We start from the raw sequence: 26,403 nt of genomic DNA on the forward strand, positions 1-26,403 counted from the left end.
AACAAAGAAGGAGAGAGCAGAGCATGGATCAAAAGAGACAGGCATCATTTTACCGTAAAACGAACGAAACGGATATTAACTTATCCTTTGCGATTGATGGTGAAGGAAAATCGGACATTCAAACAGCTGTACCTTTTATGACGCATATGCTGGATCTGTTTACGAAGCATGGTCATTTTGATGTGCATATCGATGCAAAGGGTGATACTGAAATTGATGATCACCATACGACAGAGGATATTGGAATCGTTCTTGGACAAGTACTTCTTGAAGCGTTAGGAGATAAAAAGGGTATTCGCCGTTATGGAAATGCATTTGTGCCAATGGATGAATCGCTTGCTCAGGTTGTGGTGGATTTAAGTAATCGTCCTCATCTCGAAATGCGCGCTGATTTCCCGACGGATAAAGTAGGAACATTTGACGTTGAGCTTGTTCACGAGTTTTTGTGGAAGCTGGCGCTTGAAGCAAGGATGAATTTGCACGTAATCGTACATTATGGACACAATACTCACCATATGATTGAAGCGATATTTAAAGCGCTTGGACGGGCACTAGATGAAGCAACAACCATTGACCCGCGCGTAAAGGGTGTGCCTTCTACGAAAGGAATGTTGTAAATGATCGGGATTATTGACTATGGGATGGGGAATTTGTTTAGCGTCAGCAAAGCGCTTGAACGACTAAATGTACCCTATATCATTAGTGATAAAAAAGAGGAGCTAAAGCATGCAGACGGGTTGATTCTCCCTGGTGTAGGCGCCTTTAGAGATGCAATGAAGCTGTTAAGTGAAACAGGATTGGATCAGTTTTTACATGAGGAAGTGATAGCTGGAAAGCCTCTTCTTGGCATTTGCCTAGGAATGCAGCTTCTCTTTGAAGAAAGTGAAGAAAACGGTTTTTTTAAAGGCCTGGGCTTATTGGAAGGGCGTGTTGTTCACTTCTCTGGAATCGATCAGGATGGACAAACGTATAAAGTTCCACATATGGGCTGGAATCGATTGACCTTTCATCAGCCGTCCCCGCTCGTGGATGGACTGAAGGAAGAGCATGTCTATTTTGTCCACTCCTATCACGTGACGGGCGAAACATCTGATGAACTGGTTGCATCAACTGACTATTTTGGTCAAGTCCCGGCAGTGGTTGGAAAAGACAAGATATTTGGTATGCAATTTCACCCGGAGAAAAGCGGCGATCTTGGCATGAGCTTGCTTGAAAACTATATTCGTTTTGTGAAAAATTTGGAGGTGACAGCATGAGTTTTACTATATACCCGGCAATCGATATGCGTGACGGCAAATGCGTGCGTCTAGTTCAAGGAGACTACAATCAAGAAACAGTTTATGGAGATTCTCCTTTTGATATGGCAAAGAAGTTTGTAGATGAAGGAGCTGAATGGATTCATATGGTCGATCTTGATGGAGCAAAGGACGGAAAGCGAATTAACGATGAATACGTCCTCCGTGTAGTCAATGAACTCGATGCAAAGGTTCAGGTCGGCGGCGGCATTCGCACAGAAGAGGATGTGCTTCACTACCTAAATCAAGGTGTAGATCGTGTCATCATCGGCAGTCTTGCGGTGTCCAATCCGGAGCTTGTAAAAGAATGGCTAGGAAAGTACGGCTCTCGCATCGTCATTGGTCTTGATGCTAAAAATGGCTATGTTGCAACGCATGGGTGGCTTGAAACCTCTTCTCAGCGAGCAGTAGATCTTGGATGTGAGCTGGCAGAGGCAGGTGCGACTACATTTATTTTTACCGATATTGCGACGGACGGTATGCTTGGCGGACCGAATGTAGACGCAGTGCTTGAATTAGCAGAAGCAACTGGTGCTGAAGTAATTGCTTCCGGCGGCGTTAGCTCGCTGGAAGACCTGCGCATCCTTCAAGCTGTGTCAGGAAGCGGTGTTACCGGAGCGATCGTGGGAAAAGCGATCTACACGAATCAATTTTCCGTTAAGGAAGCGGTAGAGGAGGTATCCTGATGCTGACCAAACGGATTATTCCGTGTCTTGATGTAAAGGAAGGCCGAGTCGTAAAAGGCATTCAATTCCTATCCCTGCGCGATGCTGGGGACCCTGTAGAGCTTGCTCGCATGTACGATGAGCAAGGAGCAGATGAGCTGGTGTTTTTAGATATATCGGCTTCACATGAGGGACGAAAAACGATGGTTCATGTGGTAGAGGAAGTGGCATCCGAGCTTGCCATTCCGTTTACGGTTGGGGGAGGAATTAATTCGCTTGAAGATATGCGCCGTATTCTTCGGGCGGGCGCAGATAAGGTGTCGCTTAACACGGCGGCTCTCCTTAATCCCGAGCTTATTACAGAAGGCGCGGAGTATTTTGGCTCCCAGTGTATTGTTGTGGCAATTGATGCAAAATGGGACGAATCAATTGGAACATGGCGCGTATACACACATGGCGGCAGAAAGCCTGTGGATAAAGAAGCCATTGCCTGGGCAAAAGAAGCAGTTGAGCGCGGAGCAGGAGAAATTCTTCTTACAAGCATGGATAGCGACGGCGAAAAGCAAGGCTTTAACGTAGCGCTTACAAAAGCGATCAGCGAAGCTGTTTCCGTGCCGGTTATTGCAAGCGGAGGAGCAGGCAGAGCTGGAGATTTTACAGAGATTTTTATAGCTGGCAAAGCCGATGCAGCTCTTGCTGCTTCAATTTTCCATTATAAAGAAACAAGTGTTGCTGAAGTAAAGGCGCATTTGAAAAAAGAGGGAGTGAATGTACGATGACGGTATCAGCATCGTTTGACATAACGAGCATTCGCTTTGATGAGAAGGGCTTAATCCCTGCGATTGTTCAAGATGCAAAAACATCGGAAGTTTTAACACTGGCTTATATGAACGAAGAATCATTGAAGCAATCTCTTGAAACGGGTGAAACGTGGTTTTACAGTCGTTCAAGACAAGAGCTCTGGCATAAGGGAGCAACAAGCGGAAATACGCAGCGTATTGTTGAAATCAAGCTTGATTGTGATCAGGATGCGTTAGTTGTTCGCGTGTTGCCAAACGGACCAGCTTGCCATACTGGAGAAGAGACGTGCTTTTCCGCATCTTTTTATACCGGCGAAAAGGAACCTGCTAAAGACGCATCGGATATTTTAACAACGCTTGAAGCGCTGATTGCAGAAAGAGACGAGCAGCGTCCAGAAGGTGCCTACACGACGTATTTATTTGAAAAAGGGGTCGATAAAATTCTCAAAAAAGTAGGAGAAGAAGCATCTGAAGTCATTATTGCAGCTAAAAATCGTGATAAAGAAGAGTTGAAATGGGAAGTAGCAGATATGCTATACCACACAATGGTGCTGCTTCGTGAGCAAGATCTTCCATTTGAAGAAGTGTTGAACGTGCTTGCTGAGCGCCATACCAAATCAGACAACAAAGAAACCTCGGAATAATCAATTTAAAGTAAGAATATGAATGGTTAAATAAATGAATAATAGCTAAAAGGTGGAGGACCACGAATTGTGGGATCTCCGTCTTTTTTGTTGACGTGTTATATGCTATCATTGATGGGTTACTACAATGTTCGGAGGATATACATGAGAAAAGGATCCAAGCGTACGGAAAAAAGGGGCATGGTGCTTCCGTTTACCCCATCAGGTGACGTTTATTATCGCAAAGGAATGTCAATGTACCATCGCGGTCGGCTTGACAAAGCGTTGAAGTACTTACAGCGAGCGAGAGAACTGGAGCCAGAAGAGCCGATGATTCCATTGCAGATGGCCATCATTCAAACGGAGATCGGTGAATTCCAGCAGTCGAATGAATTATTGGAAATGATCATGGAAACGATCGACCCTTCCATGACAGAATCCCATTATTTCATCGCCAATAATTATGCGCATCTCGGTTTATTTCAGGAAGCGTATAAACATGCCACAGCCTATTTGGATCAAAATCAAGATGGTGAATTTGTGGAGGATGCAGAAGATTTGCTCGACCTGCTCTCACTCGAAGACGATGATGAGTTTGATCCGGATTTTAAACAAGATGAGCTGATTATACAGCAGGAAAAAGCAAGAAAGCTATTAGAAGAGGGGAATTTTAAAGAAGCAATTGAAATCCTTGAAGATGTCATCGAGCGTTTTCCAGACTATTGGTCAGCCTATAATAATCTTGCGTTGGCATATTTCTATTTTGGTGATGCAGACCAAGCAACGGCGCTGCTGACAGATGTGCTGAACCGGAACACAGGAAATCTTCACGCCTTATGCAACTTAGCAGTCTTTTATCATTACCAGCAGCGTACAGATGAGCTGAAGCAATTGATGGATTCCCTTGAGCATGTACGCCCATTTTTGTTTGAGCACCGTTTTAAACTTGGCGCGACATTTGCATTGGTTGGACGCCATGAGCAGGCATATGCTTGGCTTAAAAGCCTAGTGAAAAGAGGCTTTGAAGGAGATGCGGGCTTTTATTTTTGGCTGGCGCACTCAGCCTGGCACTCAGGTCACGAAAAAGTCGCTCGTGATGCATGGAAACGTGTAATTGCTGAACAGCCGGAAAAAGATGGCATGGAGCCCTGGGGCGATCAATCACCGGCTGAGCATCTTCCCAGTCCATCACCAATAGAGCAGCATTCGCTTGATATGAAGAAATCTCAGTATCCGGAGGAACGGATGTTTAAGATGTTCAAAGCATTTTTATCAAAAAATCGATCTGCACTTTTTCGGCTAAATCAAAAATCACTGCCGTCCTTTTTAACATATATTGAAAAAGATTATTATTCACTGTTGGCTGATACGATCCATCAGCAAAAGGAACAGCCGCAAGCAAATGACGCTTCCTATAAAGCATTAAAGCGCGCCCATGATGTTGGATGCTTGCTGCATAAAACACATGCAGCAAATAACCAAGCAAATGAAGGGTTATATTATATGTGGTTTCATATTTTTTATCATGGAAGAATGGCGGAGTATTCTTTCAAGAATGTGCAGGCTTTATCTGCAGCAGTGGAGTTTGTGTGGAAAAAGTTACGGGGAGAAGCGGTTACCCAAAAGGAAATGGCATCAAAATACAGCATTGCATCGGCAACCGTTCGCAAGTATGTAAATGAAGTGGACGCTTTTCTTCCATAGGCAGAAAAGTGGACGAGTACATACTCATCCCGTACGATAAGAATAGATAAAGTGGAAAAAGGAGTGACATGTCATGTCAGAAGAAAAAATTTATGATGTGATTATTATTGGTGCAGGTCCTGCTGGTATGACAGCTGCAGTTTATACGTCACGTGGGAATCTATCGACCCTCATGCTTGAGCGCGGTGTTCCAGGCGGACAAATGGCAAATACAGAGGATGTAGAAAATTATCCTGGATTTGACCATATTTTAGGACCGGATTTATCAAATAAAATGTTTGAGCATGCGAAAAAATTTGGTGCGGAATATGCATACGGCGACGTGAAAGAAATTATTGACGGCAAGAATTATAAAACGATTAAAACAGGCTCGAAGGAATTTAAAGCACGTTCCATTATTCTTTCAACTGGCGCAGAGTACAAAAAGCTTGGCGTTCCAGGTGAGAAAGAGCTTGGCGGACGCGGCGTATCCTATTGCGCAGTGTGTGATGGAGCATTCTTTAAACAAAAGAATCTTGTAGTTGTAGGCGGAGGAGACTCTGCTGTTGAGGAAGGCGTATATTTGACACGTTTTGCTGACAAGGTAACAATCATTCACCGCCGTGAGGAGCTTCGTGCCCAAAAAATCCTTCAACAGCGTGCATTTGATAATGAAAAAATTGATTTCATATGGAATCATACGATAAAAGAAATCAACGAAGAGAATGGGAAGGTTGGTTCTGTCACGCTTGTTTCAACGAAAGACGGAAGTGAACAGGAATTTAAAGCGGATGGAGCATTTATTTATATTGGAATGGTCCCGCTGACCAAGCCGTTTGAATCTCTTGGTATTACAAATGATCAGGGGTATATTGTAACAGACAGCAACATGGAGACCCGTGTTCCAGGTATCTTCGCAGCTGGAGATGTTCGTGAAAAATCACTGCGTCAAATCGTAACCGCAACAGGTGATGGCAGCATTGCCGCACAATCTGTTCAGCATTATGTTGAAGAACTGATGGAGTCATTAAAAGTAAGACAATAGGAACAAAGGATGACAGCGATTAGCGCTTGTCATCCTTCTTTTGATTTATGTAACTATACAAAAAAATTATAAAAACGTTACCCTGCTGTAACAAGGATGCAACAATAAATCTGTATAGTTGGATTTAAGTAATTAACCCCCTTTTTAGTATATATTACTTACCGGCATGGACCTTAGCGTCGATGCCCTTTTTTTGTCTAAAAACGGTGAGTTGGTGAGGATATTCTCATGAAACAATTATGTCTTGCATAAAATTATGAAAAGCTGTGCGTTTCATCTTAATTGTTCCATGGAAAAAAAGCATGTATAATAAAATGAATGAACATAACTGAGCAGGTGAGAAAGATGCAACGAATAACAAATTGTTTATATGTTAAGGGTCAGCAAACCCTGCTTCTTCAAAAGCCTCGCCGCGACTGGTGGGTTGCACCTGGCGGGAAAATGGAACCGGGTGAATCGGTTCGCGATGCATGTATTCGTGAATACAGAGAAGAAACAGGAATTTACGTAAAAAACCCAGAAATAAAAGGGATCTTTACGTTTATCATTAAGGATGAAAATGAAGTCGTTTCCGAATGGATGATGTTCACATTTTTAGCAACAGAAGCAGACGGCGTCGAAATAGAGAATTCTCCAGAAGGCATACTCGAGTGGCAGCCCTTTGAAGCCATTCAATCCTTGCCGATGGCTGAAGGAGATCGGCATATCCTTGAATATGTCATCCATGGACAAGGAGTGATGTACGGAACTTTTACATACACACCGGATTTCAAATTATTGTCCTATCGATTAGACCCAAATTAACTATAAAAAAATGCGTTTCCTTTAAGGAGGTTTGGCTTATGACTACGGTTAACGATGTAGAGTTGGTAATCATTACAGGCATGTCCGGAGCAGGCAAAACGGTTGCAGTCCAAAGTTTTGAGGATTTAGGCTTTTTCTGTGTCGATAATCTCCCTCCAACATTAATGCCTAAGTTTTTAGAATTAATGAAGGAATCCGGCAGCAAAATGAATCGGGTAGCTCTTGTTATGGATTTACGGGGGCGTGAGTTTTTCGACTCCCTTTTCAAAGCATTGGATCAATTTGGTGAAAATGATCACGTCCCCCCAAGAATTCTTTATTTAGATGCTGATGATGAGGCGCTTGTAAGACGCTATAAAGAAACAAGACGTTCACATCCCCTTGCTCCAGCCGGTTCTCCTCTAGAAGGAATTAAGCAGGAACGAATGCTGCTTGAGGAATTAAAAGGCCGCGCACAAATCATCTATAATACGTCCAGTATGAAGCCAAGAGAACTGCGTGAAAAGATTTTGGAGGAATTCTCTGCAAATAAAAAATCACTCTTCACGGTCAATGTAATGTCATTTGGTTTCAAGCATGGACTGCCAATTGATGCAGATTTAGTGTTTGATGTGCGATTCCTTCCTAACCCGCATTATATTGATCACATGCGGCCGAAGACAGGTCTTGAAGAAGAAGTATTCACTTACGTAATGAAGTGGAATGAAACACAGAAATTTTTAGAGAAAACCATCGATTTGTTAGCATTTATGCTTCCGCATTATAAGCGTGAAGGAAAGAGTCAACTTGTCATAGCCATAGGCTGCACAGGCGGACAACATCGATCTGTCGCCCTTACAGAGGAGATCGCCCGCTCCTTTGCGAAGGATTACCATACGAGAGTTACACATCGAGATATTGAAAAGCGACAGGTGAAGGATACGTGACCTCAATTGTCCCGCTTACGAATGGCAAGGTTGTAGTAATCGGAGGAGGAACAGGGCTTTCTGTCCTCCTTCGCGGACTAAAGCATTACCCGCTGGATATAACAGCCATTGTTACCGTAGCAGATGATGGGGGAAGTTCTGGGCGTATTAGAAAGGATCTAAATATCCCGCCACCTGGTGATATTCGAAACGTGCTTACTGCACTTTCGGATGTCGAACCGTTAGTAGAGGAAATGTTTCAGTATCGTTTTGCCAGTACCAATGAATTGGGAGGTCATTCTCTCGGCAACTTAATCATTGCAGCAATGACCAATATTACTGGTGATTTTGTACATGCTGTGCAGGAAATGAGCCGCGTTTTAAACGTAAGAGGGAAAGTGCTCCCTTCTGCAAATCAAAGCATTGTTCTATCAGCAGAAATGGAAGACGGTACGGTAATATCCGGAGAGTCTAAAATCCCTTTTTCGGGTAAAAAAATCGATCGTGTGTTTTTATCACCGGAACACGTGAAGGCGTTGCCTCAAGCTGTTGAAGCAATAGAAGAAGCTGATATGGTGATCATTGGTCCGGGTTCACTCTATACGAGCATTCTGCCCAATTTACTTGTAAAGGAAATTGGTAAAGCTGTTTGCAATAGCAAGGCACCAAAGGTCTATATATGCAACCTGATGACCCAGGCAGGTGAAACACTAAACTATACAGCATCTGACCATATTCGTGCGATCTACAAGCATTTGGGTCAATCCTGTATTGATTATGTACTTGTGAATAACGAGCTTGTTCCAGAGATGATTCAATCCCGTTATGATGAAGAAATGGCGAAGCCGGTACTATTTGATATCGAGCAGCTGAAATCACTCGGATTGAAAGTGGTTTATGATAAAATTATTTCATACCATCATGGCCTTATTCGTCATGATACAGATAGCGTTGCGAAGATTCTGACGCAGCTGTTGGCAGACCATCGTGACAAGCTGGCCAAATGAAAATATTGCAAGGTTTATAAGAAAGGTAGGTGGAAGAGATGTCGTTTGCATCTGAGACAAAAAAAGAGCTGACTCAAATTGAAACAAAAGCCTGCTGTGCAAAAGCAGAGCTGTCAGCCCTTATCCGCATGAATGGGTCTCTTTCCTTCTCCAATCGCCTGCTTGTCGTAAATATTCAAACAGAAAATGCAGCGATCGCAAGAAGAATCTACACACTCATAAAAAAGAGCTATAGTATTCAAGTTGAACTTCTTGTACGAAAAAAAATGAGACTAAAAAAGAATAATGTGTATATTGTCCGAATCGTTGAGCGGGCAAGGGAAATTTTAGAGGATTTAAACATATTGGGGGAAGGCTTTACCATCAATCATGATATCTCTCCTTCAATTTTAGGTAAAAAATGCTGTCAGCGTGCTTATCTTCGCGGGGCTTTTCTAGCCGGAGGATCTGTCAATAATCCTGAGACCTCTTCCTATCATTTAGAGATTTTTACTCTTTATGAGGAACACAACGAGTCACTGTCAAACCTGATGAATACATTTAGTTTAAACAGTAAAACACTTGAACGTAAAAAGGGATTTATTGCATACTTAAAGGAAGCGGAAAAGATTACTGAGTTTTTCAGTTTGGTTGGAGCGCACCAGGCGCTTCTGCGATTTGAAGATGTTCGAATTGTAAGAGACATGAGAAATTCAGTAAATCGCCTTGTGAATTGTGAAACAGCGAACTTGAATAAGACCATCGGAGCGGCCATACGGCAGGTTGAAAATATTCGGTTTATTGAACGTCACGCGGGTCTTCAAATTCTGCCGGATAAACTTCGAGAGATCGCTGAGCTTCGAGTAGCCTATCAGGATGTTACCCTTAAGGAGCTTGGTGAAATGGTTTCAGGAGGAACAATCAGTAAATCGGGAATTAATCACCGCCTGCGAAAAATCGATGAAATAGCTGAGAGATTGCGCCGTGGAGAAATGGTAGAAAGTTTATAAAAAAACGATGAAAAGGGGTGATATTGGATGAAACAAAAAGATGTACAAATAAATCTTAAAACGGGATTGCAGGCAAGACCTGCTGCCCTTTTTGTACAAGAAGCTACACGCTTTAAATCTGATGTTTTTATTGAAAAGGATGGAAAAAAGGTAAATGCGAAAAGCATCATGGGGCTAATGAGCTTAGCTTTAGGAGCTGGTACGACGTTTACGTTAATTACTGAGGGTAGTGATGAAGAGGGAGCGTTGCAAACGCTTTCTGAGTTTGTTGAGGATAATAGCTAATTCTCGATATAACCTGCACTTTGGTCGATAGGTATCGAACTTTGACTCATTACTTTAAAAAAGAAGGCTGTTCCAAATGGAACAGCCTTCTTTTACTTTTATTTATTTGAAATATCGTTACGAGTCATAATTTGATCAACTAGACCGTATTCTTTTGCACGTTCAGCTGTCATAAAGTTATCACGTTCTGTATCGCGTGAGATGGTTTCGAAATCTTGACCAGTACGCTCAGAAAGGATTGTGTTTAGCTTGTCGCGAAGGAACAGGATGCGCTTTGCAGCGATATCGATTTCTGTTGCCTGACCTTGTGCACCGCCAAGTGGCTGGTGAATCATTACTTCTGCATTTGGTAAAGCAAAACGTTTGCCTTTTTCACCAGCTGCCAAGAGGAATGCACCCATAGATGCAGCCATTCCGATACAGATCGTTTGTACCTTTGGTTTAATAAATTGCATGGTGTCATAGATTGCCATACCGGCAGTAATGCTGCCCCCTGGGCTATTGATATAAAGATAAATATCTTTCTCTGGGTTGTCTGCTTCTAGGAATAGCAGCTGAGAAACAATTGAGTTTGCAACATTATCATCGATTGCGCTCCCAAGCATTACAATACGGTCCTTAAGTAAACGAGAGTAGATGTCGTATGCACGTTCTCCGCGGTTTGTTTGTTCAATAACTGTAGGAATCAAATTCATTGGTAGTTCCTCCTTTTTCTCTCTTACAATATTTCAATTATGTATTGATATCATACACTCAAGGTCAAGAAAGGTCAAACTATATGATTGCTGACTTTTCAAGAGGTATTATTATCATCATAACCATTTTATCCGGACTTTAACAAGTGTAAGCTTTTTCGATTTTATAAGATAAATCATGGTTGCATATGCGATTCTCCTCCATTATAATAGGTAAGCGTACTTAACGAGCATTTTAGAAATGCAGATACTACTTTCGAGCATCTTGCGCCTGTCGCAGTTAAACGCCAGCTTCAGCTTTTGAGAGATCCAGCTTCAATGGCTAGCCTCTCGAGGTCATAAGCCACACTGCCCAAGTAGGCAAAAAGCGCCTACTAGGACAATGCGTCTTATGCTTGTCGCGGCTGAGCGAGCCATTTCAGCTTTTAATCTTGCCCTCGTGGTGTAATGGATAACACGTAAGATTCCGGTTCTTGAAATGGGGGTTCGATCCCCTCCGAGGGCGTAATTGAAAACCTCCACTGCTTGTGCAGATGGAGGTTTTTCTTTATTCTATGCTAGTAATTGCTGTATCATTTCAATTAATAAAAGAATCATATCTAAAGTGAACCAATCAAAGGAGAATGATCATGGACGTCACATTGTATTCAAGGCCTAATTGTGCTCTCTGCGAGGAGGCGAAGCTTATGCTTAAGCTTGTACAGGAAGACATTGCATTTAATTTCATTGAATTAAATATAGAAGATCGGGATGAGTGGACGGAGGAGTACGGTTTAATGATTCCTGTGGTGATGGTTGAAGGGGAAATGATTCAGTATGGGCAGGTAGACTATTTCACATTAAGTAAACGTTTGCAAAAAAACTCTTGACTTTTATTCTTGAAACAATATTTAAACCCTGTTATGATTAAAAATGTAAGCAGGGTTATTTTTTTGGTCCGAATGGGACATAATATGTCTATGCGGGACGAGAAAAGTCCACCAAAGAAAGGAAGCTTTGAAATGCCAACATTAATTGACATCCAAAAGCGACTGGTGCCTAACCTGCTTGACGATATGCAGCAGAAATATCAAATTCTTCGGTCGATCCGTTTTTTACAGCCGGTCGGAAGAAGAGGCTTAGCACAATCGCTGGGAATGACCGAGCGAGTGCTGAGGGCAGAGGTTGATTTTCTGAAAACGCAGGATTTAATTCGAGTACATTCATCAGGAATGAGCTTAACGGAAGAGGGATTAGAAATTTTACTTCCTCTTGAGGGCATGATGAATGAAATATCGGGTATTAATGTAATGGAGAAATCCGTAAAGGATCTTCTGCAAATTAAGGATGTCATCATTGTTCCTGGCAATAGTGATGATTCACCTTGGGTCAAAGAAGAGCTTGGTCGTGCTGCAATTCAAAGCATGAAGAAGCGCGTAACGGACCATACTATTATCGCTGTAACAGGTGGTACGACGATGTCATCGGCAGCAAGAATGCTGACACCGGATTTTGCCGGGCGTGATATTCTCTTTGTTCCAGCTAGAGGGGGCATTGGGGAGGATGTACATAATCAGGCCAACACCATTTGTGCAACCATGGCGCAAAGATCAGGGGCCAAGCATCGTGTGCTTTATGTACCAGACCAGGTGAGTCGTGAGGTATACGACTCCATTATGAAAGAGCCGGGTATTAAAGAGGTTATGGCACTCATCACTTCTGCCAACATCGTTTTGCATAGTATTGGGGATGCAGCCGCAATGGCAAAGCGTCGCAATACAAGCGAAGAAGATATGGAGAAGATTTTAGCTGGAGAAGCAGTTGGGGAAGCATTTGGTTACTATTTTAATGTGAATGGAAAGATTGTTCATAAAGTAAAAACAGTCGGCCTTCAATTAAAAGATCTGGCTTCAATCCCAAATATATATGCCGTAGCAGGCGGCTCCTCGAAGGCTAACGCCATTCAAGCCTACTTTAAAGGTGCACCGCAATCTTCATCTATTCTTATTACGGATGAAGGCGCAGCAAAAGAGCTTTTGAAAGGGACACCCTTTTAAAATAAATTTTTTAACCATCCTAATATAAAATAAGGAGGAACATTTTCATGACAGTTAAAGTTGGTATTAATGGATTCGGACGAATCGGACGTAACGTATTTCGTGCAGCACTAAATAACCCAGAGGTAGAAGTAGTAGCAGTCAATGACCTTACAGATGCTAATATGCTTGCTCACCTCCTTAAATATGATACAATTCACGGCTCATTAAATGCTGAAGTTACAGTTGACGGTGAAGACAACCTAGTTGTTAACGGTAAAATTGTAAAAGTTCTTGCTGAGCGTGACCCAGCTCAACTTCCATGGGGAGAGCTTGGAGTAGAAGTTGTTGTTGAATCAACAGGACGTTTCGTAAACCGTGATGATGCTGCTAAGCACATGGAAGGCGGAGCGAAAAAAGTTATCATTTCTGCACCAGCTAACAACGAAGATATTACAATCGTTATGGGTGTTAACGAAGACAAATACGATGCTGCTAACCACCACGTGGTATCAAACGCATCTTGTACAACAAACTGCTTGGCTCCATACGCAAAAGTATTGAACGACACGTTCGGACTTAAACGCGGTATGATGACAACGATTCACTCATACACAAATGACCAGCAAATTCTTGACCTTCCACACAAAGACTACCGTCGTGCTCGTGCGGCTGCTGAGAACATTATCCCAACATCTACTGGTGCTGCGAAAGCTGTTTCTCTTGTGCTTCCTGAACTTGAAGGTAAATTGAATGGTATGGCAATGCGTGTACCAACACCAAATGTTTCACTTGTTGACCTTGTTGCTGAGCTTGATAAAGAAGTAACAGTTGAAGAAATCAATGCTGCTCTTAAAGAAGCTGCTGAAGGCGACCTTAAAGGAATTCTTCAATACAGCGACGAGCCACTTGTTTCTACTGACTATAATGGCAACACTAATTCTTCAATCATTGATGGTCTTTCAACAATGGTACTTGAAGGAAACATGGTAAAAGTACTTTCTTGGTATGACAACGAAACTGGTTACTCTAACCGTGTAGTTGATCTTGCTGCATTTATGGCTAAAAAAGGACTATAATCCATCTTAAACTTTTATAGAGAATGATTGGTTTTTAACTGGACCATCCTCTATAATAAGAGTGGATAATGGGGAGAGGGGAACAAATCCCCCCTCCCCTTTTTCAAGAAAGTTTCATATCACGTTATAAGGAGGCCTTTTGCAATGAACAAAATGAGCATAAAAGACATTGAGCTTAAAGGTAAACGAGTTTTTTGCCGCGTTGACTTTAACGTCCCAATGAAAGATGGCAATGTAACAGATGACACGCGTATTCGTGCGGCACTACCAACGATCCAACACCTTGTGGATGCAGGAGCAAAAGTGATCCTTGCTAGTCACCTTGGCCGTCCAAAGGGGGAAGTAGTAGAAGAGCTTCGTCTTACTCCTGTAGCAAAACGCCTTTCTGAGCTTTTAGAGAAAGATGTAAAGAAAGTGGATGAAGCATATGGAGACGCAGCTGCTTCCGCAATTGCCGAGCTGAATGAAGGCGATGTTCTTGTTCTTGAAAACGTCCGCTTTTATCCGGGCGAAGAAAAAAATGATCAAGAGCTTGCAAAAGCATTTGCTGATCTAGCAGATGTATACGTTAACGATGCATTCGGTGCAGCTCACCGTGCTCACGCATCAACAACAGGAATCGCACAATACCTGCCAGCTGTATCAGGTCTCTTAATGGAGAAAGAGCTGAATGTGCTTGGCAAAGCTTTATCAAATCCTGAACGTCCATTTACAGCGATTGTCGGTGGAGCAAAGGTAAAGGATAAAATCGGTGTAATCGATAATCTGTTGGATAACGTTGATAACCTGATTATTGGCGGCGGACTTGCTTACACGTTTGTAAAAGCACAAGGCCACGAAATTGGTAAATCATTGCTTGAAGAAGACAAAATTGACTTAGCTAAGCAATTTTTGAAAAAAGCAGAAGATAAAGGCGTTAAATTCTACATGCCGCTAGATGTTGTTGTAGCGGATGATTTTTCTGATAGTGCGAACACGAAAGAAGTGGCAATCAATGAGATCCCTTCTGATTGGGAGGCACTTGATATCGGACCGAAAACACGTGCGCTATACAGCGATGTGATTAAGACGTCCAAGCTAGTTATTTGGAACGGACCAATGGGTGTATTTGAACTGGATACATTCGCAAATGGGACAAAGGCAGTTGGACAAGCATTAGCAGATGCACAGAATACATATTCTGTCATCGGTGGTGGCGACTCAGCAGCAGCAGTCGAAAAATTCGGCCTTGCAGACAAGATGAGTCATATCTCAACAGGTGGCGGTGCCTCTCTTGAGTTCATGGAAGGAAAAGAACTTCCAGGCGTTGTTGCACTTAACGACAAGGAATAATTCTTCCATCGAAGGGCGGCAGCAGTATCCGTTTGACCAAGAAAGGATGAAAACAATGCGTAAACCAATTATTGCTGGTAACTGGAAAATGAATAAAACACTGTCAGAAGCGAAAGCTTTTACAGAAGAAGTTTCACAAAAAGTACCTGCTAAAGATAAAATTGAGTCTGTGATTTGTTCACCTGCTCTATTTTTAGAAAGTCTTGTTCACTTAACGAAGGAATCAGATGTAGCGATTGGCGCGCAAAACATGCACTTCGAAGAAAATGGTGCATTTACAGGTGAAATCAGTCCTGTCGCACTTAAAGACTTACAGGTGGAGTATGTGATCTTAGGACACTCAGAACGCCGTGAGCTTTTCAACGAAACAGATGATTCTGTGAACAAAAAAACGATTGCTGCTTTCAAACACGGCCTAGTGCCAATCGTTTGCTGCGGTGAAACGCTTGAACAGCGCGAAAACAATGAAACAAATGATTTTGTTGCAGGACAAGTAAAAGCAGCACTAAATGGTCTTTCTGATGACCAAGTGAAACAAACGGTTATTGCCTACGAGCCAATCTGGGCAATCGGTACAGGCAAATCTTCTACAGCTGAAGATGCAAACGAAGTATGTGCTCACATTCGTAAGGTCGTTGCAGAAAGCTTCTCACAAGATGTTGCAGATGCAGTACGTATTCAATATGGCGGTAGTGTAAAACCTTCTAACATTAAAGAATACATGGCACAGTCTGATATTGACGGTGCTCTTGTTGGAGGCGCAAGCTTAGAGGCTGAATCTTTCCTGCAATTGTTGGAGGCTGGTGCAAATGAGTAAAGCACCAGTTGCTTTAATTATTCTCGATGGGCTCGCCCTTCGAGAAGAAACAAAAGGAAATGCTGTCGCACACGCGAACAAACCAAATTTCGATCGTTACTGGACACAATACCCGCACAATACGCTTATTGCTAGTGGTGAAGCAGTAGGTCTTCCGGATGGACAAATGGGCAACTCAGAAGTAGGCCATTTGAACATTGGTGCTGGTCGTCCAGTCTATCAAAGCTTGACGCGTGTTAACATTTCCATTCGTGACGGGGAATTTTTCAATATCCCGGAGTTCCTTCAAGCAGTGGACAATGCGAAGCGGCAAAACAAAGCACTGCATTTAATGGGGCTTCTTTCAGATGGCGGTGTACACAGTCATTACAATCATCTTTTTGCCCTATTAAAGCTTGCTAAAGACAATGGTTTATCAAAAGTGTATGTACACGGCTTTTTAGATGGACGAGATGTAGGTCCAACAACAGCGCTAGAGTACATTAAAAACACAGAAGCTAGAATGGGTGAGCTTGGAATAGGCGAATTTGCATCGATTTCCGGCCGTTACTATGCAATGGACCGTGATAATCGCTGGGAACGCGTTGAAAAAGCCTATCGTGTTATGGTAGATGGTGTTGGTCCGGTCCACACCTCTGCTGTTGAAGGGGTAGAAGTCTCCTACAAACAGGATTTACACGATGAGTTTGTATTGCCATTTGTTATTCAAAAAGACGGTGAGCCAGTTGGTCGTATTCAGGACCATGATTCCGTTATTTTCTTCAACTTCCGGCCTGACCGTGCGATCCAGCTATCAACTGCCTTTACGGATCCCGCTTTTGATGGATTTGCTCTTGGTCAGAACAAGCCAAACGAGCTAACCTTCGTGACCTTTACACACTATAGTGTTAAGGTTAATGCGATTGTGGCATTTAAGAGTACAGACTTGAAAAACACGCTTGGGGAAGTACTATCTGCAAATGGGCGGACTCAGCTGCGTATTGCAGAAACGGAAAAATTCCCGCACGTCACGTTCTTTATGAGCGGAGGCCGTGAAGCGAAATTCCCAGGTGAAGAACGTATTTTGATTGATTCTCCAAAAGTAGCAACGTATGATTTGAAGCCAGAAATGAGTGCTTATGAAGTAACGGACGCGTTACTGAATGCAATTGAGCACGATCGTTTCGATGCGATCATTTTAAACTTTGCGAACCCTGACATGGTCGGACACAGCGGAATGCTCAAGCCTACGGTAAAAGCAATTGAGGTTGTTGACGAGTGTTTAGGAAAAATCGTTGATCTCATCCATGAAAAAGGTGGACATGCGATTATCACAGCTGACCACGGAAACTCAGATGAGGTCATCACACTTGAAGGAACTCCGATGACAGCACATACCACTAATCCGGTTCCTGTCATTGTCACAAAAGAAGGAATTACTCTTCGTGAAGGTGGAATCTTAGGTGATCTTGCGCCAACAATGCTTGATCTATTAGAACTTGATAAGCCAGTAGACATGACAGGCGATTCACTTATTAAAAAATAATCATTAAAAGGAGAGTTACTACATGCCATTTATTACTGATGTATACGCACGCGAAGTACTTGACTCCCGCGGCAACCCAACGATAGAAGTAGAAGTTTACACAGAAAGCGGCGCATTCGGCCGTGCACTAGTTCCATCTGGTGCTTCAACTGGTGAATATGAAGCAGTTGAATTACGTGACGGGGATAAAAGCCGTTACCTGGGTAAAGGTGTTTTAAAAGCAGTTGACAACGTAAATAACGTAATTGCTCCTGAGCTTATTGACAGCTTTTCTGTACTTGACCAGGTGTCAATCGACAAAGCGATGATCGAGCTTGACGGAACAGAAAACAAAGGCAAGCTAGGTGCTAACGCAATTCTTGGAGTTTCTATGGCTGTTGCACATGCTGCTGCAGACTATCTTGATTTGCCATTGTACCAATACCTTGGTGGATTCAACGCGAAACAGCTTCCAGTACCTATGATGAACATCGTCAACGGCGGAGAGCACGCTGATAACAATGTTGACATTCAAGAATTCATGGTAATGCCTGTTGGTGCTGAATCATTCCGTGAAGGACTTCGTATGGGTGCTGAAATTTTCCACGCACTTAAATCTGTTCTTCAAGGCAAGGGCCTTAACACAGCTGTAGGTGACGAAGGTGGATTTGCTCCAAACCTTGGATCAAACGAAGAAGCTCTATCAACGATCATTGAAGCAATTGAAAAAGCTGGCTACAAGCCTGGAGAAGAAGTTCTTCTTGCAATGGACGTAGCAGCATCTGAAATCTACAACAAAGAAGACGGTAAATACCATCTTTCTGGAGAAGGTGTTGTTAAAACATCTGAGGAAATGGTTGACTGGTATGCTGAGCTTGCTGAGAAATACCCAATTATCTCAATCGAAGATGGTCTTGACGAAAACGACTGGAAGGGACATAAACTCCTTACAGAACGTATTGGAAACAAAGTTCAGCTAGTTGGAGACGACTTGTTCGTTACAAACACAACAAAACTTTCTCAAGGAATTGAGCAAGGTGTTGGAAACTCCATCTTGATCAAAGTTAACCAAATTGGTACATTAACTGAAACATTTGATGCAATCGAAATGGCAAAACGCGCTGGCTATACTGCTGTTATCTCCCACCGTTCTGGTGAAACAGAAGACAGCACAATCGCTGACATCGCTGTTGCAACAAATGCAGGTCAAATCAAAACAGGTGCTCCTTCACGTACAGACCGTGTAGCGAAGTACAATCAGCTTCTTCGCATCGAAGATCAATTGGCTGAAACAGCTCAATACCTTGGCGTAAAAACGTTCTACAACGTACGTTAAGCTTGCAACAAAAATCGCCTGTGTTCGCGCTCGCTCGCAGGAGAAAAAACGAAAACACCGTACCCTGCAAGTGGGTGCGGTGTTTTTTTGTGTTCCTCTCTTCCAACGATCTCCAATTTGAATCTCACAGCACAAGAAAAAAGATTGTTTAACGACGGGTGCTATGATAAGATTGAGATAATGTGAAGTTCGTTTCAGGAGGTGGAACTCATGGTTACATTTTTGACAGTTTTACTCGTTATAACTTGTATTTCGTTGATTGTGGTCGTATTATTGCAATCCGGTAAAAGTGCAGGTCTTTCCGGCGCAATCTCAGGTGGTGCGGAGCAGCTTTTCGGCAAGCAGAAAGCGCGCGGTATCGATTTAGTTCTGAATCGGATTACAATTGTTCTTTCCGTATTATTTTTTGTACTCACCATTACTGTTGCTTTTTTCTTAAACTAATGACCTTGTGCCCTGACCAAGCATTGCGTTGGTCGGGCTTTTTTATGTCTATTTTCAAACAGAAAAATGGTAATCCTACCTTATCTTTGGTACAAATAAAGTAGAATTCGACTATACAGGAGTGAACGTCAACTATGAAATTAAATCTGCCTAAGCCATTTACCTTTGAAGGAGGTAAGCGTGCAGTGCTTTTACTGCATGGCTTTACTGGGAATTCTTCTGATGTACGGATGCTTGGCCGCTTTCTTGAAAAGAATGGCTATACCTCACACGCACCGCACTATAAAGGGCATGGTGTACCACCTGAGGAACTTGTAAAGACCGGCCCGAAAGACTGGTGGAAAGACGTAATGATGGGCTTCGATCATTTAAAGCGATTGGGTTTTGAAGAAATCGCTGTAGCAGGGCTTTCATTAGGAGGCGTATTTTCATTGAAATTGGGTTACACTGTACCTGTGAAGGGTATTGTGACGATGTGCGCCCCTATGTATATAAAGAGCGAGGAAGTCATGTATAAAGGTGTCCTGCAATATGCTCGCGAGTTTAAAAAATACGAGGGTAAGTCTGAGGAGCAAATTGAAAAAGAAATGACAGAATTTGCAAAGACCCCAATGGACACACTAGAAGCGCTTCAAAAGCTTATTACAGAGGTTCGTGAATCAGTCGATATGATTTATACACCTACTTTTGTCGTACAGGCACGAAACGATCACATGATTAACACTGATTCTGCCAATATTATTCATGATGGTGTTGAAGCAGAACAGAAGAAACTAAAATGGTATGAGGAATCCGGTCACGTCATTACGTTAGACAAAGAAAAAGAGCAGCTCCACCAAGACGTATTGGAATTTCTCGATTCGCTGGACTGGTCTGTTTAATAACGAAAAGCACAAGCAGCTCTTGTGTATCAAACAGATAACTCAGCAAAGGAGGGAAAGAAAGAATGGAAGATCATATGAAAAAATTAATGGATGACCTGCTTACATTTATGCGGGAAGAGGTATATAAGCCTTTAACCGTTCAGGAGCTTGAAGAATCGTTTCAAATTGAAGATTCGGACGATTTTAAAGACCTAGTGAAGGCGCTGGTTATTCTAGAAGAAAAAGGGCGTATCGTCCGTACAAGAAGCAACCGCTACGGCTTGCCGGAAAAAATGAATCTTGTCCGCGGAAAGCTCTCGGGGCACGCAAAAGGATTTGCTTTCTTAATTCCGGAAGAAGCGGGCATGGATGACGTATTTATTCCGCCTGGTGAAAGCGGCAATGCTATGCACGGAGATACGGTGCTGGTCCGCATATCAAAAGAGTCCTCAGGAGGCAGACGTGAAGGAACTGTTGTACGCATTATTGAACGCGGTGTACAGCAAATCGTCGGAACGTATACTGAAAGCAAAAACTTTGGCTTTGTCATTCCTGATGATAAAAAGATGGCCAGTGATATCTTTATCCCTAAAAGCGCCAGTAAAGGGGCTGTAGAGGGGCATAAGGTGATCGTGGAGCTTACCTCTTATCCGGATGGACGGAAAAGTGCAGAGGGTGAAGTAATCGAGATTATTGGTCATAAAAATGATCCGGGTGTCGACATTTTGTCTATTATTCATAAGCATGGAATCGATATTGAATTTCCTGATGATGTGCTTGAACAAGCGAACGCTGTCCCAGATGAAATTGATCCTGCGGATTTGAAAGACCGACGTGATCTGCGTGAAGAGGTAACCGTAACCATTGATGGTGCCGACGCGAAGGACCTTGATGACGCTATTTCACTGAAAAAGCTAAACAACGGAAATTATGTTCTTGGTGTCCACATAGCAGATGTTAGTCACTACGTTCAGGAAAATTCGCCGCTTGATAAGGAAGCGTATGAACGAGGAACAAGCGTCTATTTAGTGGACCGCGTTATTCCAATGATTCCTCACCGTTTGTCGAATGGGATTTGTTCGCTGAATCCGCAGGTGGACCGCTTAACGCTTTCGTGTGAAATGGAAATTGATCAAAATGGCGGTGTTCTACGGCACGATATCTTCCAAAGTGTGATTCGCACAAATGAACGCATGACGTATTCAGATGTTAATGACATTCTCGTCGATGAGGATGAAGCCTTAATCGAAAAATATGAACCCCTAGTGCCAATGTTTAAGGACATGGAAGCATTAGCAGCCATTTTGCGCGGCAAACGAATGAAGCGCGGTGCGATTGACTTTGATTTTAAAGAAGCGAAGGTATATGTTGACGAAGAAGGACACCCCACTGATATCGGGATTCGTGAGCGTTCAGTGGGTGAAAAGCTGATTGAAGAATTTATGCTGGCAGCCAATGAAACCATTGCAGAGCATTTTCACTGGATGAACCTGCCGTTTATTTACCGAATTCACGAGGATCCGAAAGAAGAAAAGCTTCAACGCTTTTTTGAATTTATTACGAATTTTGGGCTCGTCGTAAAAGGAACAGCAAATGATATTCATCCAAGAGCACTGCAGGAGATTATTGATGATGTTCAGGGGCGTCCGGAGGAAATGGTCGTTTCAACGATGATGCTCCGTTCCATGCAGCAAGCAAAATACGATGAATCAAGTCTTGGTCACTTTGGGCTGGCTACAGACTACTATACGCATTTCACATCGCCGATCCGCCGTTATCCTGACCTAATTGTACACCGCTTGATCCGCACCTACCTAGTCAATAAGAAGGTTGATGAAAGCACCCAGCAAAAATGGAATGCACGTCTACCCGAAATCGCGCAGCATACATCAAGCCGTGAACGTCGTGCTGTTGATGCAGAACGAGAGACGGACGAGCTGAAAAAAGCTGAATTCATGCTCGATAAGATCGGTGAAGAATTTGATGGTGTCATTAGCTCTGTAACGAATTTTGGTATGTTTGTTGAGCTTCCTAATACCATCGAAGGCCTGGTTCATGTAAGCTATATGACAGATGATTATTATCGTTTCGATGAACGCCATATGGCGATGATTGGTGAGCGTACAGCAAATGTCTTCCGCATCGGCGATGAAATTACGGTTCGCGTAGTCAATGTAAATAAAGACGAACGCGCAATTGATTTTGAAATTGTCGGCATGAAGGGTTCCCCTCGTGAACGACGTGATACAGCCAAAGTAATCCAAGGCGGAGGCCGTGGACGTTCTGGAAGAGGAAATGACGCTAGCGATAAAGGAAAACAAGGCTCAAGACGAAAGAGCGGCAGTGAACGTCCGTCTGTTGCTACATCAGAAAAAAAGAAAAAAAGCAAAAAGAAAAAGTTTTATGAAGGAATTCCAGCAAGCGCAAAGAATAAGAACACTAAGAATCAAAAAAGCCGTAAGAAAAAGCGGTAATAAAGAAAGTGTGCGCGGCAGATGACTATTCTGCCGCTTCATTCGCTAGTAGGAGGAGTCGCAAATGCCTAAAGGAACAGGAAAAGTCGTCGCCCAAAACAAAAAAGCCAACCACGACTATTTTATTGAAGAAACATATGAGGCGGGAATCGTGCTTCAAGGAACGGAAATCAAATCAATTCGCCAGGGTCGTATTAACCTCAAGGATTCTTTTGCGCGAATCAGCAATGGCGAAGTATTTTTAAACAACGCCCATATCAGTCCTTATGAGCAGGGGAACCGCTATAATCATGATCCGCTGCGTGAACGCAAGCTGTTGCTGCATAAAAATCAAATTAATAAACTAATAGGTGAAACGAAGCAGCAGGGTTATTCTATTGTGCCGCTCAAAATGTATTTAAAAGATGGCTTCGCGAAGGTTTTAATCGGTCTTGGAAAGGGTAAGAAGAATTATGACAAACGCGAAACATTAAAGAAAAAAGAAGCGAAACGCGATATGGAGCGTGCGTTTAAGGATAATTTGAGGTAATTATTCCCTAACGTAAAAGGTTGATAAAAACGTTTTTTATGGTATACTGAATTAGGTCGTCGCAGATGACTTTATGTAACTTTTGCCCGGTCATTCTGACTGGATTCCCGTACAAGAAAAGTGGATAGCATCCTTTTTCTTCCTTTATTAAGGGGACGTTACGGATTCGACAGGAATGTTTCGAGCTTGAGTTGCGAGCCGGAGGGATCGACTCCGTCACAAACGTCAACACAAATAGTTAACAACAAACAAGATTTCGCTCTAGCTGCCTAATAAGCACTTGAGGCCTCACTTGTCTATCGCTCATGTAGACCTGTCCTGAGGTTCATTCTGAAGTGAGCTACGCAGTCGGCCACCACCTGAGGTCGCCTGAAGAGAACAATCAGGTTAGCCACTCGGACGCCTGTCTGTCGGCATAAGAGCTGGCGAATTGCGAATAGACTGACTACGCTCGTAGATGCTTAAGTATTGGAGTTTCTGGACGTGGGTTCGACTCCCACCGTCTCCACCAAATACATAATTAAATCTTTGGTGGAATCTAATTTCAAAAAATATTGTAATAAATAGTACTATAGTGAAAAGAACTGCTGACAGTTGATCAGTAGTTCTTTTTTCTTTTTGTATGGATCATTCCCAAAGAAAAAGATGAACTATAGATTACTGCTAACCAAATCTTAGATATTAATAAAATTCCAATTGTTAACAAACTTTTGTTGGTTGCTAAATCAATCACCGCGGGCTTACAAATATTGTTGTGAGAGGGTCCTTTTCATCAATCTCTTGTAAGCTTTATAAATCCATTACTTGGTTTGCATATGCATTCCAATCATTATTATAAGTATTAAATTTGATGGTTGTGAAGATAGATAAAGAAGATTGTTTACGGAATTCAGATTGGGAATTAATAAATTCGTCTGCTGCATTTTTTATTTGTTCACCTGTTCTGTTTGTCCGCTTTGCATTCTATCTGCTGCGTTTTCAGAAGATACCGTTAATAATAAGCATTCGACCCTAAATAAGCTAAAAAATTAAAATTAGAATTCACATTATAGGCTATTGTTTCGAGAATATTTTATAAAACAAGTTAAGATATATACGAATATTTTGAAATGAAAGATAATTATGATCTCTTTAAATTGCATTGACATTGTGAAAATTAAATTATATAGTGTGAAAATAACTTAATAGTTATTCTTATCTAGAGATGTGGAGGGACTTGGCCCTATGATACCTCGGCAGCAGATTTTTACGTTTGTAAAAACACTGTGCTAATTCCAACAGATTAATTCTGAAAGATAAGAAGAAGCTTCTACGATAAATTAAATTAAGAGTTTATTAGTTTATTCTTTTAGTTAAATTACAAAGTATTATGCCTCTTCTTTCAAAAGACAGAAGAGGCATTTTTATGTTTAACAGGAATACGAAACGAAAACTGGATTGGTAATCAAGTGAGTTTTAGTAATTAACAAGCGCTCTATATTTTTCTACTTCGATAATAAATTAATAACATGGGAGCGGATATTATGATTGAATTTCAAGATGTGAAAAAAGTATATGAAACAAAAAAACAAGCATTCGAAGCTTTGAAGGGTATCAATTTGACCGTTGAAAAAGGGGATATTTTTGGTGTTGTCGGCTATAGTGGAGCCGGAAAAAGTACGTTGATCCGTTTGGTCAATCTCCTTGAGCAACCTTCAGAAGGAACGGTGCTTGTTGGAGGAAAAGATTTAACCTCTTTAAAACCGAAAGAATTAAGAGCAGAGAAGAAAAAAATAGGTATGATTTTTCAACATTTTAATCTGCTAAATTCCAAAACTGTTTTTGATAATGTAGCTATGCCGCTCGTTTTATCTGGAACTCCCAGTAATGAAATTAAACAAAGAGTAGAAGAGCTATTGGAGTTTGTTGGCTTATCAAACAAAGCAAAAAATTATCCGGATCAGTTATCCGGAGGACAAAAGCAAAGGATTGGCATTGCAAGAGCGCTGGCAACTAATCCATCGATTCTTTTGTGTGATGAAGCAACGTCTGCATTGGATCCTCAAACCACAAATGCGGTATTGCAGCTTTTAAAGAAAATCAACAAGGAATATAACATTACGATCTTACTGATAACACACGAAATGTCAGTGATTAAGGAAATATGCAATAAGGTAGCTGTTATGGAAGCTGGAAAGGTTGTTGAACAAGGCTCTGTGCTTGATGTTTTTTCAAAACCCCAAACAGATACCGCAAAAAACTTTGTGCGGACAGTTATCCATGATGAGGTTCCAGAAAGCTTCCTGAAAAATAACGAAAAAGATGCGCCTGTCATTTGGAAAATAAACTTTGTAGGATCTACGTCAGGTAAGCCTTTATTATCAACGATCGCAAAAAAATATGAAGTTCATTTAAATGTTCTATCAGCTAATATTTCTGAGATTCAAGAAACCCCGTTTGGAAATTTAATTATCGAAGTGACGGGTGATAAAAGAGAGATCGACGAGACATTTCAATATATTAAAGACCAGGGAATCCTTGTACAGGAGGTGGTAATAAATGACTAATACATTATGGGGGATGCAGATAACAGCAGAACAGTTGCTGACTGCATTTGGAGATACACTTTATATGGTGGCTCTATCATTGTTATTTTCAGGGCTGATTGGACTTCCGCTTGGCATTTTACTAGTCATCACAAGGAAGGATCATATTTTTGAAAACAAGTGGATTTTTAATAGTTTAAATCCAGTTATAAATATATTACGATCTGTTCCATTCATTATCTTGCTTGTAGCTCTCATTCCTTTTACAAGGTTTGTGGTGGGAACTGCAATTGGGACGAATGCAGCTATTGTACCACTTGTGTTTTATGCTGCTCCTTATATTGCGCGTCTAGTGGAAAACTCTCTTTTGGAAGTGGATAAAGGAATCATTGAAGCGGCTCAGGCGATGGGAGCAACAACATGGCAAATTATTTACCGCTTCTTGATTCCTGAGGGGCTAAGCTCATTAATTCTCACCTTTACAACTGCAACAATCGGTCTCGTTGGAGCTACAGCAATGGCTGGTGCAGTTGGTGCAGGGGGTGTAGGAGATCTGGCCTTATCCTATGGCTATCAGAGATTTGATACGATGACCATGATTGTAACGGTAGCAGCGCTTGTAATTATTGTTCAATTATTACAATCTACTGGGAATATTGTTTCAAAAAAAATTAGAAGAAGATAACAAT

26 protein-coding genes, 1 tRNA gene, 1 other RNA gene and 1 riboswitch are annotated in these 26,403 nt (G+C 42.0%); of the genes, 27 read left to right on the forward strand and 1 reads right to left on the reverse strand.

The annotated features are described in order from the left end of the window. Window positions 1–23: 23 nt before the first annotated feature. The 12 genes from hisB (at window position 24) to KP78_RS06895 (ending at window position 10,101) form a co-directional block, all read left to right on the forward strand. Complete coding sequence (gene hisB, locus KP78_RS06840) at window positions 24–617, forward strand: imidazoleglycerol-phosphate dehydratase HisB (RefSeq protein ID WP_041087309.1); 594 nt, start codon at window positions 24–26, stop codon at window positions 615–617. After that, the gene (gene hisH / locus KP78_RS06845) at window positions 618–1,256 is read left to right on the forward strand and encodes an imidazole glycerol phosphate synthase subunit HisH (RefSeq protein WP_041087312.1); all 639 of its coding nucleotides are present in this window, start codon (window positions 618–620) and stop codon (window positions 1,254–1,256) included. Beyond that, the gene (gene hisA / locus KP78_RS06850; protein WP_041087314.1) at window positions 1,253–1,981 is read left to right on the forward strand and encodes a 1-(5-phosphoribosyl)-5-[(5-phosphoribosylamino)methylideneamino]imidazole-4-carboxamide isomerase; all 729 of its coding nucleotides are present in this window, start codon (window positions 1,253–1,255) and stop codon (window positions 1,979–1,981) included. Before hisH ends, hisA begins: the two co-directional genes overlap by 4 nt. Beyond that, window positions 1,981–2,739, forward strand: a complete 759-nt coding sequence (gene hisF, locus KP78_RS06855; RefSeq protein ID WP_041087316.1) for an imidazole glycerol phosphate synthase subunit HisF — start codon at window positions 1,981–1,983, stop codon at window positions 2,737–2,739. The genes hisA and hisF overlap by 1 nt, the downstream gene beginning before the upstream one ends. Continuing rightward, window positions 2,736–3,404 carry a bifunctional phosphoribosyl-AMP cyclohydrolase/phosphoribosyl-ATP diphosphatase HisIE gene (hisIE, locus tag KP78_RS06860; protein WP_041087318.1) on the forward strand — a complete coding sequence of 223 codons (669 nt, stop codon included), beginning with the start codon at window positions 2,736–2,738 and terminating at the stop codon, window positions 3,402–3,404. The genes hisF and hisIE overlap by 4 nt, the downstream gene beginning before the upstream one ends. 144 nt (window positions 3,405–3,548) lie before the next feature. Then, complete coding sequence (locus KP78_RS06865) at window positions 3,549–5,087, forward strand: tetratricopeptide repeat protein (protein WP_041087320.1); 1,539 nt, start codon at window positions 3,549–3,551, stop codon at window positions 5,085–5,087. A gap of 73 nt (window positions 5,088–5,160) precedes the next feature. Then, window positions 5,161–6,111 (forward strand): thioredoxin-disulfide reductase, encoded by a 951-nt coding sequence (trxB, locus tag KP78_RS06870; RefSeq protein WP_041087322.1) that lies wholly within the window; start codon window positions 5,161–5,163, stop codon window positions 6,109–6,111. Between the two features lie 345 nt (window positions 6,112–6,456). Next, window positions 6,457–6,915 carry an NUDIX hydrolase gene (locus KP78_RS06875; protein ID WP_041087323.1) on the forward strand — a complete coding sequence of 153 codons (459 nt, stop codon included), beginning with the start codon at window positions 6,457–6,459 and terminating at the stop codon, window positions 6,913–6,915. Window positions 6,916–6,953: 38 nt separating this feature from the next. Continuing rightward, window positions 6,954–7,841, forward strand: coding sequence for an RNase adapter RapZ (gene rapZ, locus KP78_RS06880; RefSeq protein WP_041087325.1), 888 nt, complete (start codon window positions 6,954–6,956; stop codon window positions 7,839–7,841). Window positions 7,842–7,846: 5 nt separating this feature from the next. Beyond that, window positions 7,847–8,827, forward strand: a complete 981-nt coding sequence (locus tag KP78_RS06885; protein ID WP_041087640.1) for a gluconeogenesis factor YvcK family protein — start codon at window positions 7,847–7,849, stop codon at window positions 8,825–8,827. A gap of 38 nt (window positions 8,828–8,865) precedes the next feature. Further along, window positions 8,866–9,816 carry a DNA-binding protein WhiA gene (gene whiA, locus KP78_RS06890; RefSeq protein ID WP_041087327.1) on the forward strand — a complete coding sequence of 317 codons (951 nt, stop codon included), beginning with the start codon at window positions 8,866–8,868 and terminating at the stop codon, window positions 9,814–9,816. Window positions 9,817–9,843: 27 nt separating this feature from the next. Then, window positions 9,844–10,101: an HPr family phosphocarrier protein gene (locus KP78_RS06895; protein WP_041087329.1), complete on the forward strand. Its 258-nt coding sequence runs from the start codon at window positions 9,844–9,846 to the stop codon at window positions 10,099–10,101. 98 nt (window positions 10,102–10,199) lie between these two features. On the opposite strand, the gene clpP is transcribed toward KP78_RS06895, so the two are convergent. Then, window positions 10,200–10,796, reverse strand: coding sequence for an ATP-dependent Clp endopeptidase proteolytic subunit ClpP (gene clpP / locus KP78_RS06900; RefSeq protein WP_041087331.1), 597 nt, complete (start codon window positions 10,794–10,796; stop codon window positions 10,200–10,202). A gap of 433 nt (window positions 10,797–11,229) precedes the next feature. On the opposite strand from clpP, the gene KP78_RS06905 reads away from it, so the two are divergent. The 15 genes from KP78_RS06905 (at window position 11,230) to KP78_RS06970 (ending at window position 26,399) form a co-directional block, all read left to right on the forward strand. After that, a tRNA-Arg gene (locus tag KP78_RS06905) sits at window positions 11,230–11,301 on the forward strand. Window positions 11,302–11,425: 124 nt separating this feature from the next. Further along, window positions 11,426–11,665, forward strand: a complete 240-nt coding sequence (locus KP78_RS06910) for a glutaredoxin family protein (protein ID WP_041087333.1) — start codon at window positions 11,426–11,428, stop codon at window positions 11,663–11,665. Between the two features lie 132 nt (window positions 11,666–11,797). Beyond that, window positions 11,798–12,832 carry a sugar-binding transcriptional regulator gene (locus KP78_RS06915; RefSeq protein ID WP_041087642.1) on the forward strand — a complete coding sequence of 345 codons (1,035 nt, stop codon included), beginning with the start codon at window positions 11,798–11,800 and terminating at the stop codon, window positions 12,830–12,832. Between the two features lie 47 nt (window positions 12,833–12,879). Next, window positions 12,880–13,890 carry a type I glyceraldehyde-3-phosphate dehydrogenase gene (gene gap, locus KP78_RS06920; protein ID WP_041087335.1) on the forward strand — a complete coding sequence of 337 codons (1,011 nt, stop codon included), beginning with the start codon at window positions 12,880–12,882 and terminating at the stop codon, window positions 13,888–13,890. A gap of 144 nt (window positions 13,891–14,034) precedes the next feature. After that, window positions 14,035–15,222 carry a phosphoglycerate kinase gene (locus KP78_RS06925; RefSeq protein WP_041087337.1) on the forward strand — a complete coding sequence of 396 codons (1,188 nt, stop codon included), beginning with the start codon at window positions 14,035–14,037 and terminating at the stop codon, window positions 15,220–15,222. A gap of 55 nt (window positions 15,223–15,277) precedes the next feature. After that, the gene (gene tpiA, locus KP78_RS06930; RefSeq protein WP_041087339.1) at window positions 15,278–16,039 is read left to right on the forward strand and encodes a triose-phosphate isomerase; all 762 of its coding nucleotides are present in this window, start codon (window positions 15,278–15,280) and stop codon (window positions 16,037–16,039) included. Continuing rightward, the gene (gene gpmI, locus KP78_RS06935) at window positions 16,032–17,564 is read left to right on the forward strand and encodes a 2,3-bisphosphoglycerate-independent phosphoglycerate mutase (protein ID WP_041087341.1); all 1,533 of its coding nucleotides are present in this window, start codon (window positions 16,032–16,034) and stop codon (window positions 17,562–17,564) included. The genes tpiA and gpmI overlap by 8 nt, the downstream gene beginning before the upstream one ends. 22 nt (window positions 17,565–17,586) lie before the next feature. Further along, a complete protein-coding gene (gene eno / locus KP78_RS06940; protein WP_041087343.1) occupies window positions 17,587–18,879 on the forward strand; it encodes a phosphopyruvate hydratase in 1,293 nt (430 codons plus the stop codon). Window positions 18,880–19,089: 210 nt separating this feature from the next. After that, window positions 19,090–19,323 (forward strand): preprotein translocase subunit SecG, encoded by a 234-nt coding sequence (secG, locus tag KP78_RS06945; protein WP_041087345.1) that lies wholly within the window; start codon window positions 19,090–19,092, stop codon window positions 19,321–19,323. A gap of 134 nt (window positions 19,324–19,457) precedes the next feature. Next, window positions 19,458–20,204, forward strand: a complete 747-nt coding sequence (locus tag KP78_RS06950) for an alpha/beta hydrolase (protein ID WP_041087347.1) — start codon at window positions 19,458–19,460, stop codon at window positions 20,202–20,204. 65 nt (window positions 20,205–20,269) lie between these two features. Further along, complete coding sequence (rnr, locus tag KP78_RS06955; protein ID WP_041087349.1) at window positions 20,270–22,660, forward strand: ribonuclease R; 2,391 nt, start codon at window positions 20,270–20,272, stop codon at window positions 22,658–22,660. A gap of 64 nt (window positions 22,661–22,724) precedes the next feature. After that, a complete protein-coding gene (gene smpB / locus KP78_RS06960) occupies window positions 22,725–23,189 on the forward strand; it encodes an SsrA-binding protein SmpB (RefSeq protein ID WP_041087352.1) in 465 nt (154 codons plus the stop codon). Window positions 23,190–23,340: 151 nt separating this feature from the next. Next, window positions 23,341–23,700, forward strand: a transfer-messenger RNA (tmRNA) gene (gene ssrA / locus KP78_RS19025). A 680-nt stretch (window positions 23,701–24,380) separates the two neighbouring features. Continuing rightward, a riboswitch (SAM riboswitch) is annotated at window positions 24,381–24,491 on the forward strand. Between the two features lie 221 nt (window positions 24,492–24,712). After that, window positions 24,713–25,735: a methionine ABC transporter ATP-binding protein gene (locus tag KP78_RS06965; protein ID WP_041087354.1), complete on the forward strand. Its 1,023-nt coding sequence runs from the start codon at window positions 24,713–24,715 to the stop codon at window positions 25,733–25,735. A 13-nt stretch (window positions 25,736–25,748) separates the two neighbouring features. After that, entirely contained in the window at window positions 25,749–26,399 is a 651-nt protein-coding gene (locus KP78_RS06970) for a methionine ABC transporter permease (protein ID WP_041087644.1), read from the forward strand. Window positions 26,400–26,403 lie beyond the last annotated feature (4 nt).

Source organism: Jeotgalibacillus soli, assembly GCF_000829435.1.
Classification (GTDB): domain Bacteria; phylum Bacillota; class Bacilli; order Bacillales; family Jeotgalibacillaceae; genus Jeotgalibacillus; species Jeotgalibacillus soli.

Excerpts from the sequence above, each read along its gene's own strand:
- hisB (WP_041087309.1), top strand. The coding sequence starts at position 24 with ATGGATCAAAAGAGACAGGCATCATTTTACCGTAAAACGAACGAAACG.
- hisH (WP_041087312.1), top strand. The coding sequence starts at position 618 with ATGATCGGGATTATTGACTATGGGATGGGGAATTTGTTTAGCGTCAGC.
- hisA (WP_041087314.1), top strand. The coding sequence starts at position 1,253 with ATGAGTTTTACTATATACCCGGCAATCGATATGCGTGACGGCAAATGC.
- hisF (WP_041087316.1), top strand. The coding sequence starts at position 1,981 with ATGCTGACCAAACGGATTATTCCGTGTCTTGATGTAAAGGAAGGCCGA.
- hisIE (WP_041087318.1), top strand. The coding sequence starts at position 2,736 with ATGACGGTATCAGCATCGTTTGACATAACGAGCATTCGCTTTGATGAG.
- KP78_RS06865 (WP_041087320.1), top strand. The coding sequence starts at position 3,549 with ATGAGAAAAGGATCCAAGCGTACGGAAAAAAGGGGCATGGTGCTTCCG.
- trxB (WP_041087322.1), top strand. The coding sequence starts at position 5,161 with ATGTCAGAAGAAAAAATTTATGATGTGATTATTATTGGTGCAGGTCCT.
- KP78_RS06875 (WP_041087323.1), top strand. The coding sequence starts at position 6,457 with ATGCAACGAATAACAAATTGTTTATATGTTAAGGGTCAGCAAACCCTG.
- rapZ (WP_041087325.1), top strand. The coding sequence starts at position 6,954 with ATGACTACGGTTAACGATGTAGAGTTGGTAATCATTACAGGCATGTCC.
- whiA (WP_041087327.1), top strand. The coding sequence starts at position 8,866 with ATGTCGTTTGCATCTGAGACAAAAAAAGAGCTGACTCAAATTGAAACA.
- KP78_RS06895 (WP_041087329.1), top strand. The coding sequence starts at position 9,844 with ATGAAACAAAAAGATGTACAAATAAATCTTAAAACGGGATTGCAGGCA.
- clpP (WP_041087331.1), bottom strand. The coding sequence starts at position 10,796 with ATGAATTTGATTCCTACAGTTATTGAACAAACAAACCGCGGAGAACGT.
- KP78_RS06910 (WP_041087333.1), top strand. The coding sequence starts at position 11,426 with ATGGACGTCACATTGTATTCAAGGCCTAATTGTGCTCTCTGCGAGGAG.
- KP78_RS06915 (WP_041087642.1), top strand. The coding sequence starts at position 11,798 with ATGCCAACATTAATTGACATCCAAAAGCGACTGGTGCCTAACCTGCTT.
- gap (WP_041087335.1), top strand. The coding sequence starts at position 12,880 with ATGACAGTTAAAGTTGGTATTAATGGATTCGGACGAATCGGACGTAAC.
- KP78_RS06925 (WP_041087337.1), top strand. The coding sequence starts at position 14,035 with ATGAACAAAATGAGCATAAAAGACATTGAGCTTAAAGGTAAACGAGTT.
- tpiA (WP_041087339.1), top strand. The coding sequence starts at position 15,278 with ATGCGTAAACCAATTATTGCTGGTAACTGGAAAATGAATAAAACACTG.
- gpmI (WP_041087341.1), top strand. The coding sequence starts at position 16,032 with ATGAGTAAAGCACCAGTTGCTTTAATTATTCTCGATGGGCTCGCCCTT.
- eno (WP_041087343.1), top strand. The coding sequence starts at position 17,587 with ATGCCATTTATTACTGATGTATACGCACGCGAAGTACTTGACTCCCGC.
- secG (WP_041087345.1), top strand. The coding sequence starts at position 19,090 with ATGGTTACATTTTTGACAGTTTTACTCGTTATAACTTGTATTTCGTTG.
- KP78_RS06950 (WP_041087347.1), top strand. The coding sequence starts at position 19,458 with ATGAAATTAAATCTGCCTAAGCCATTTACCTTTGAAGGAGGTAAGCGT.
- rnr (WP_041087349.1), top strand. The coding sequence starts at position 20,270 with ATGGAAGATCATATGAAAAAATTAATGGATGACCTGCTTACATTTATG.
- smpB (WP_041087352.1), top strand. The coding sequence starts at position 22,725 with ATGCCTAAAGGAACAGGAAAAGTCGTCGCCCAAAACAAAAAAGCCAAC.
- KP78_RS06965 (WP_041087354.1), top strand. The coding sequence starts at position 24,713 with ATGATTGAATTTCAAGATGTGAAAAAAGTATATGAAACAAAAAAACAA.
- KP78_RS06970 (WP_041087644.1), top strand. The coding sequence starts at position 25,749 with ATGCAGATAACAGCAGAACAGTTGCTGACTGCATTTGGAGATACACTT.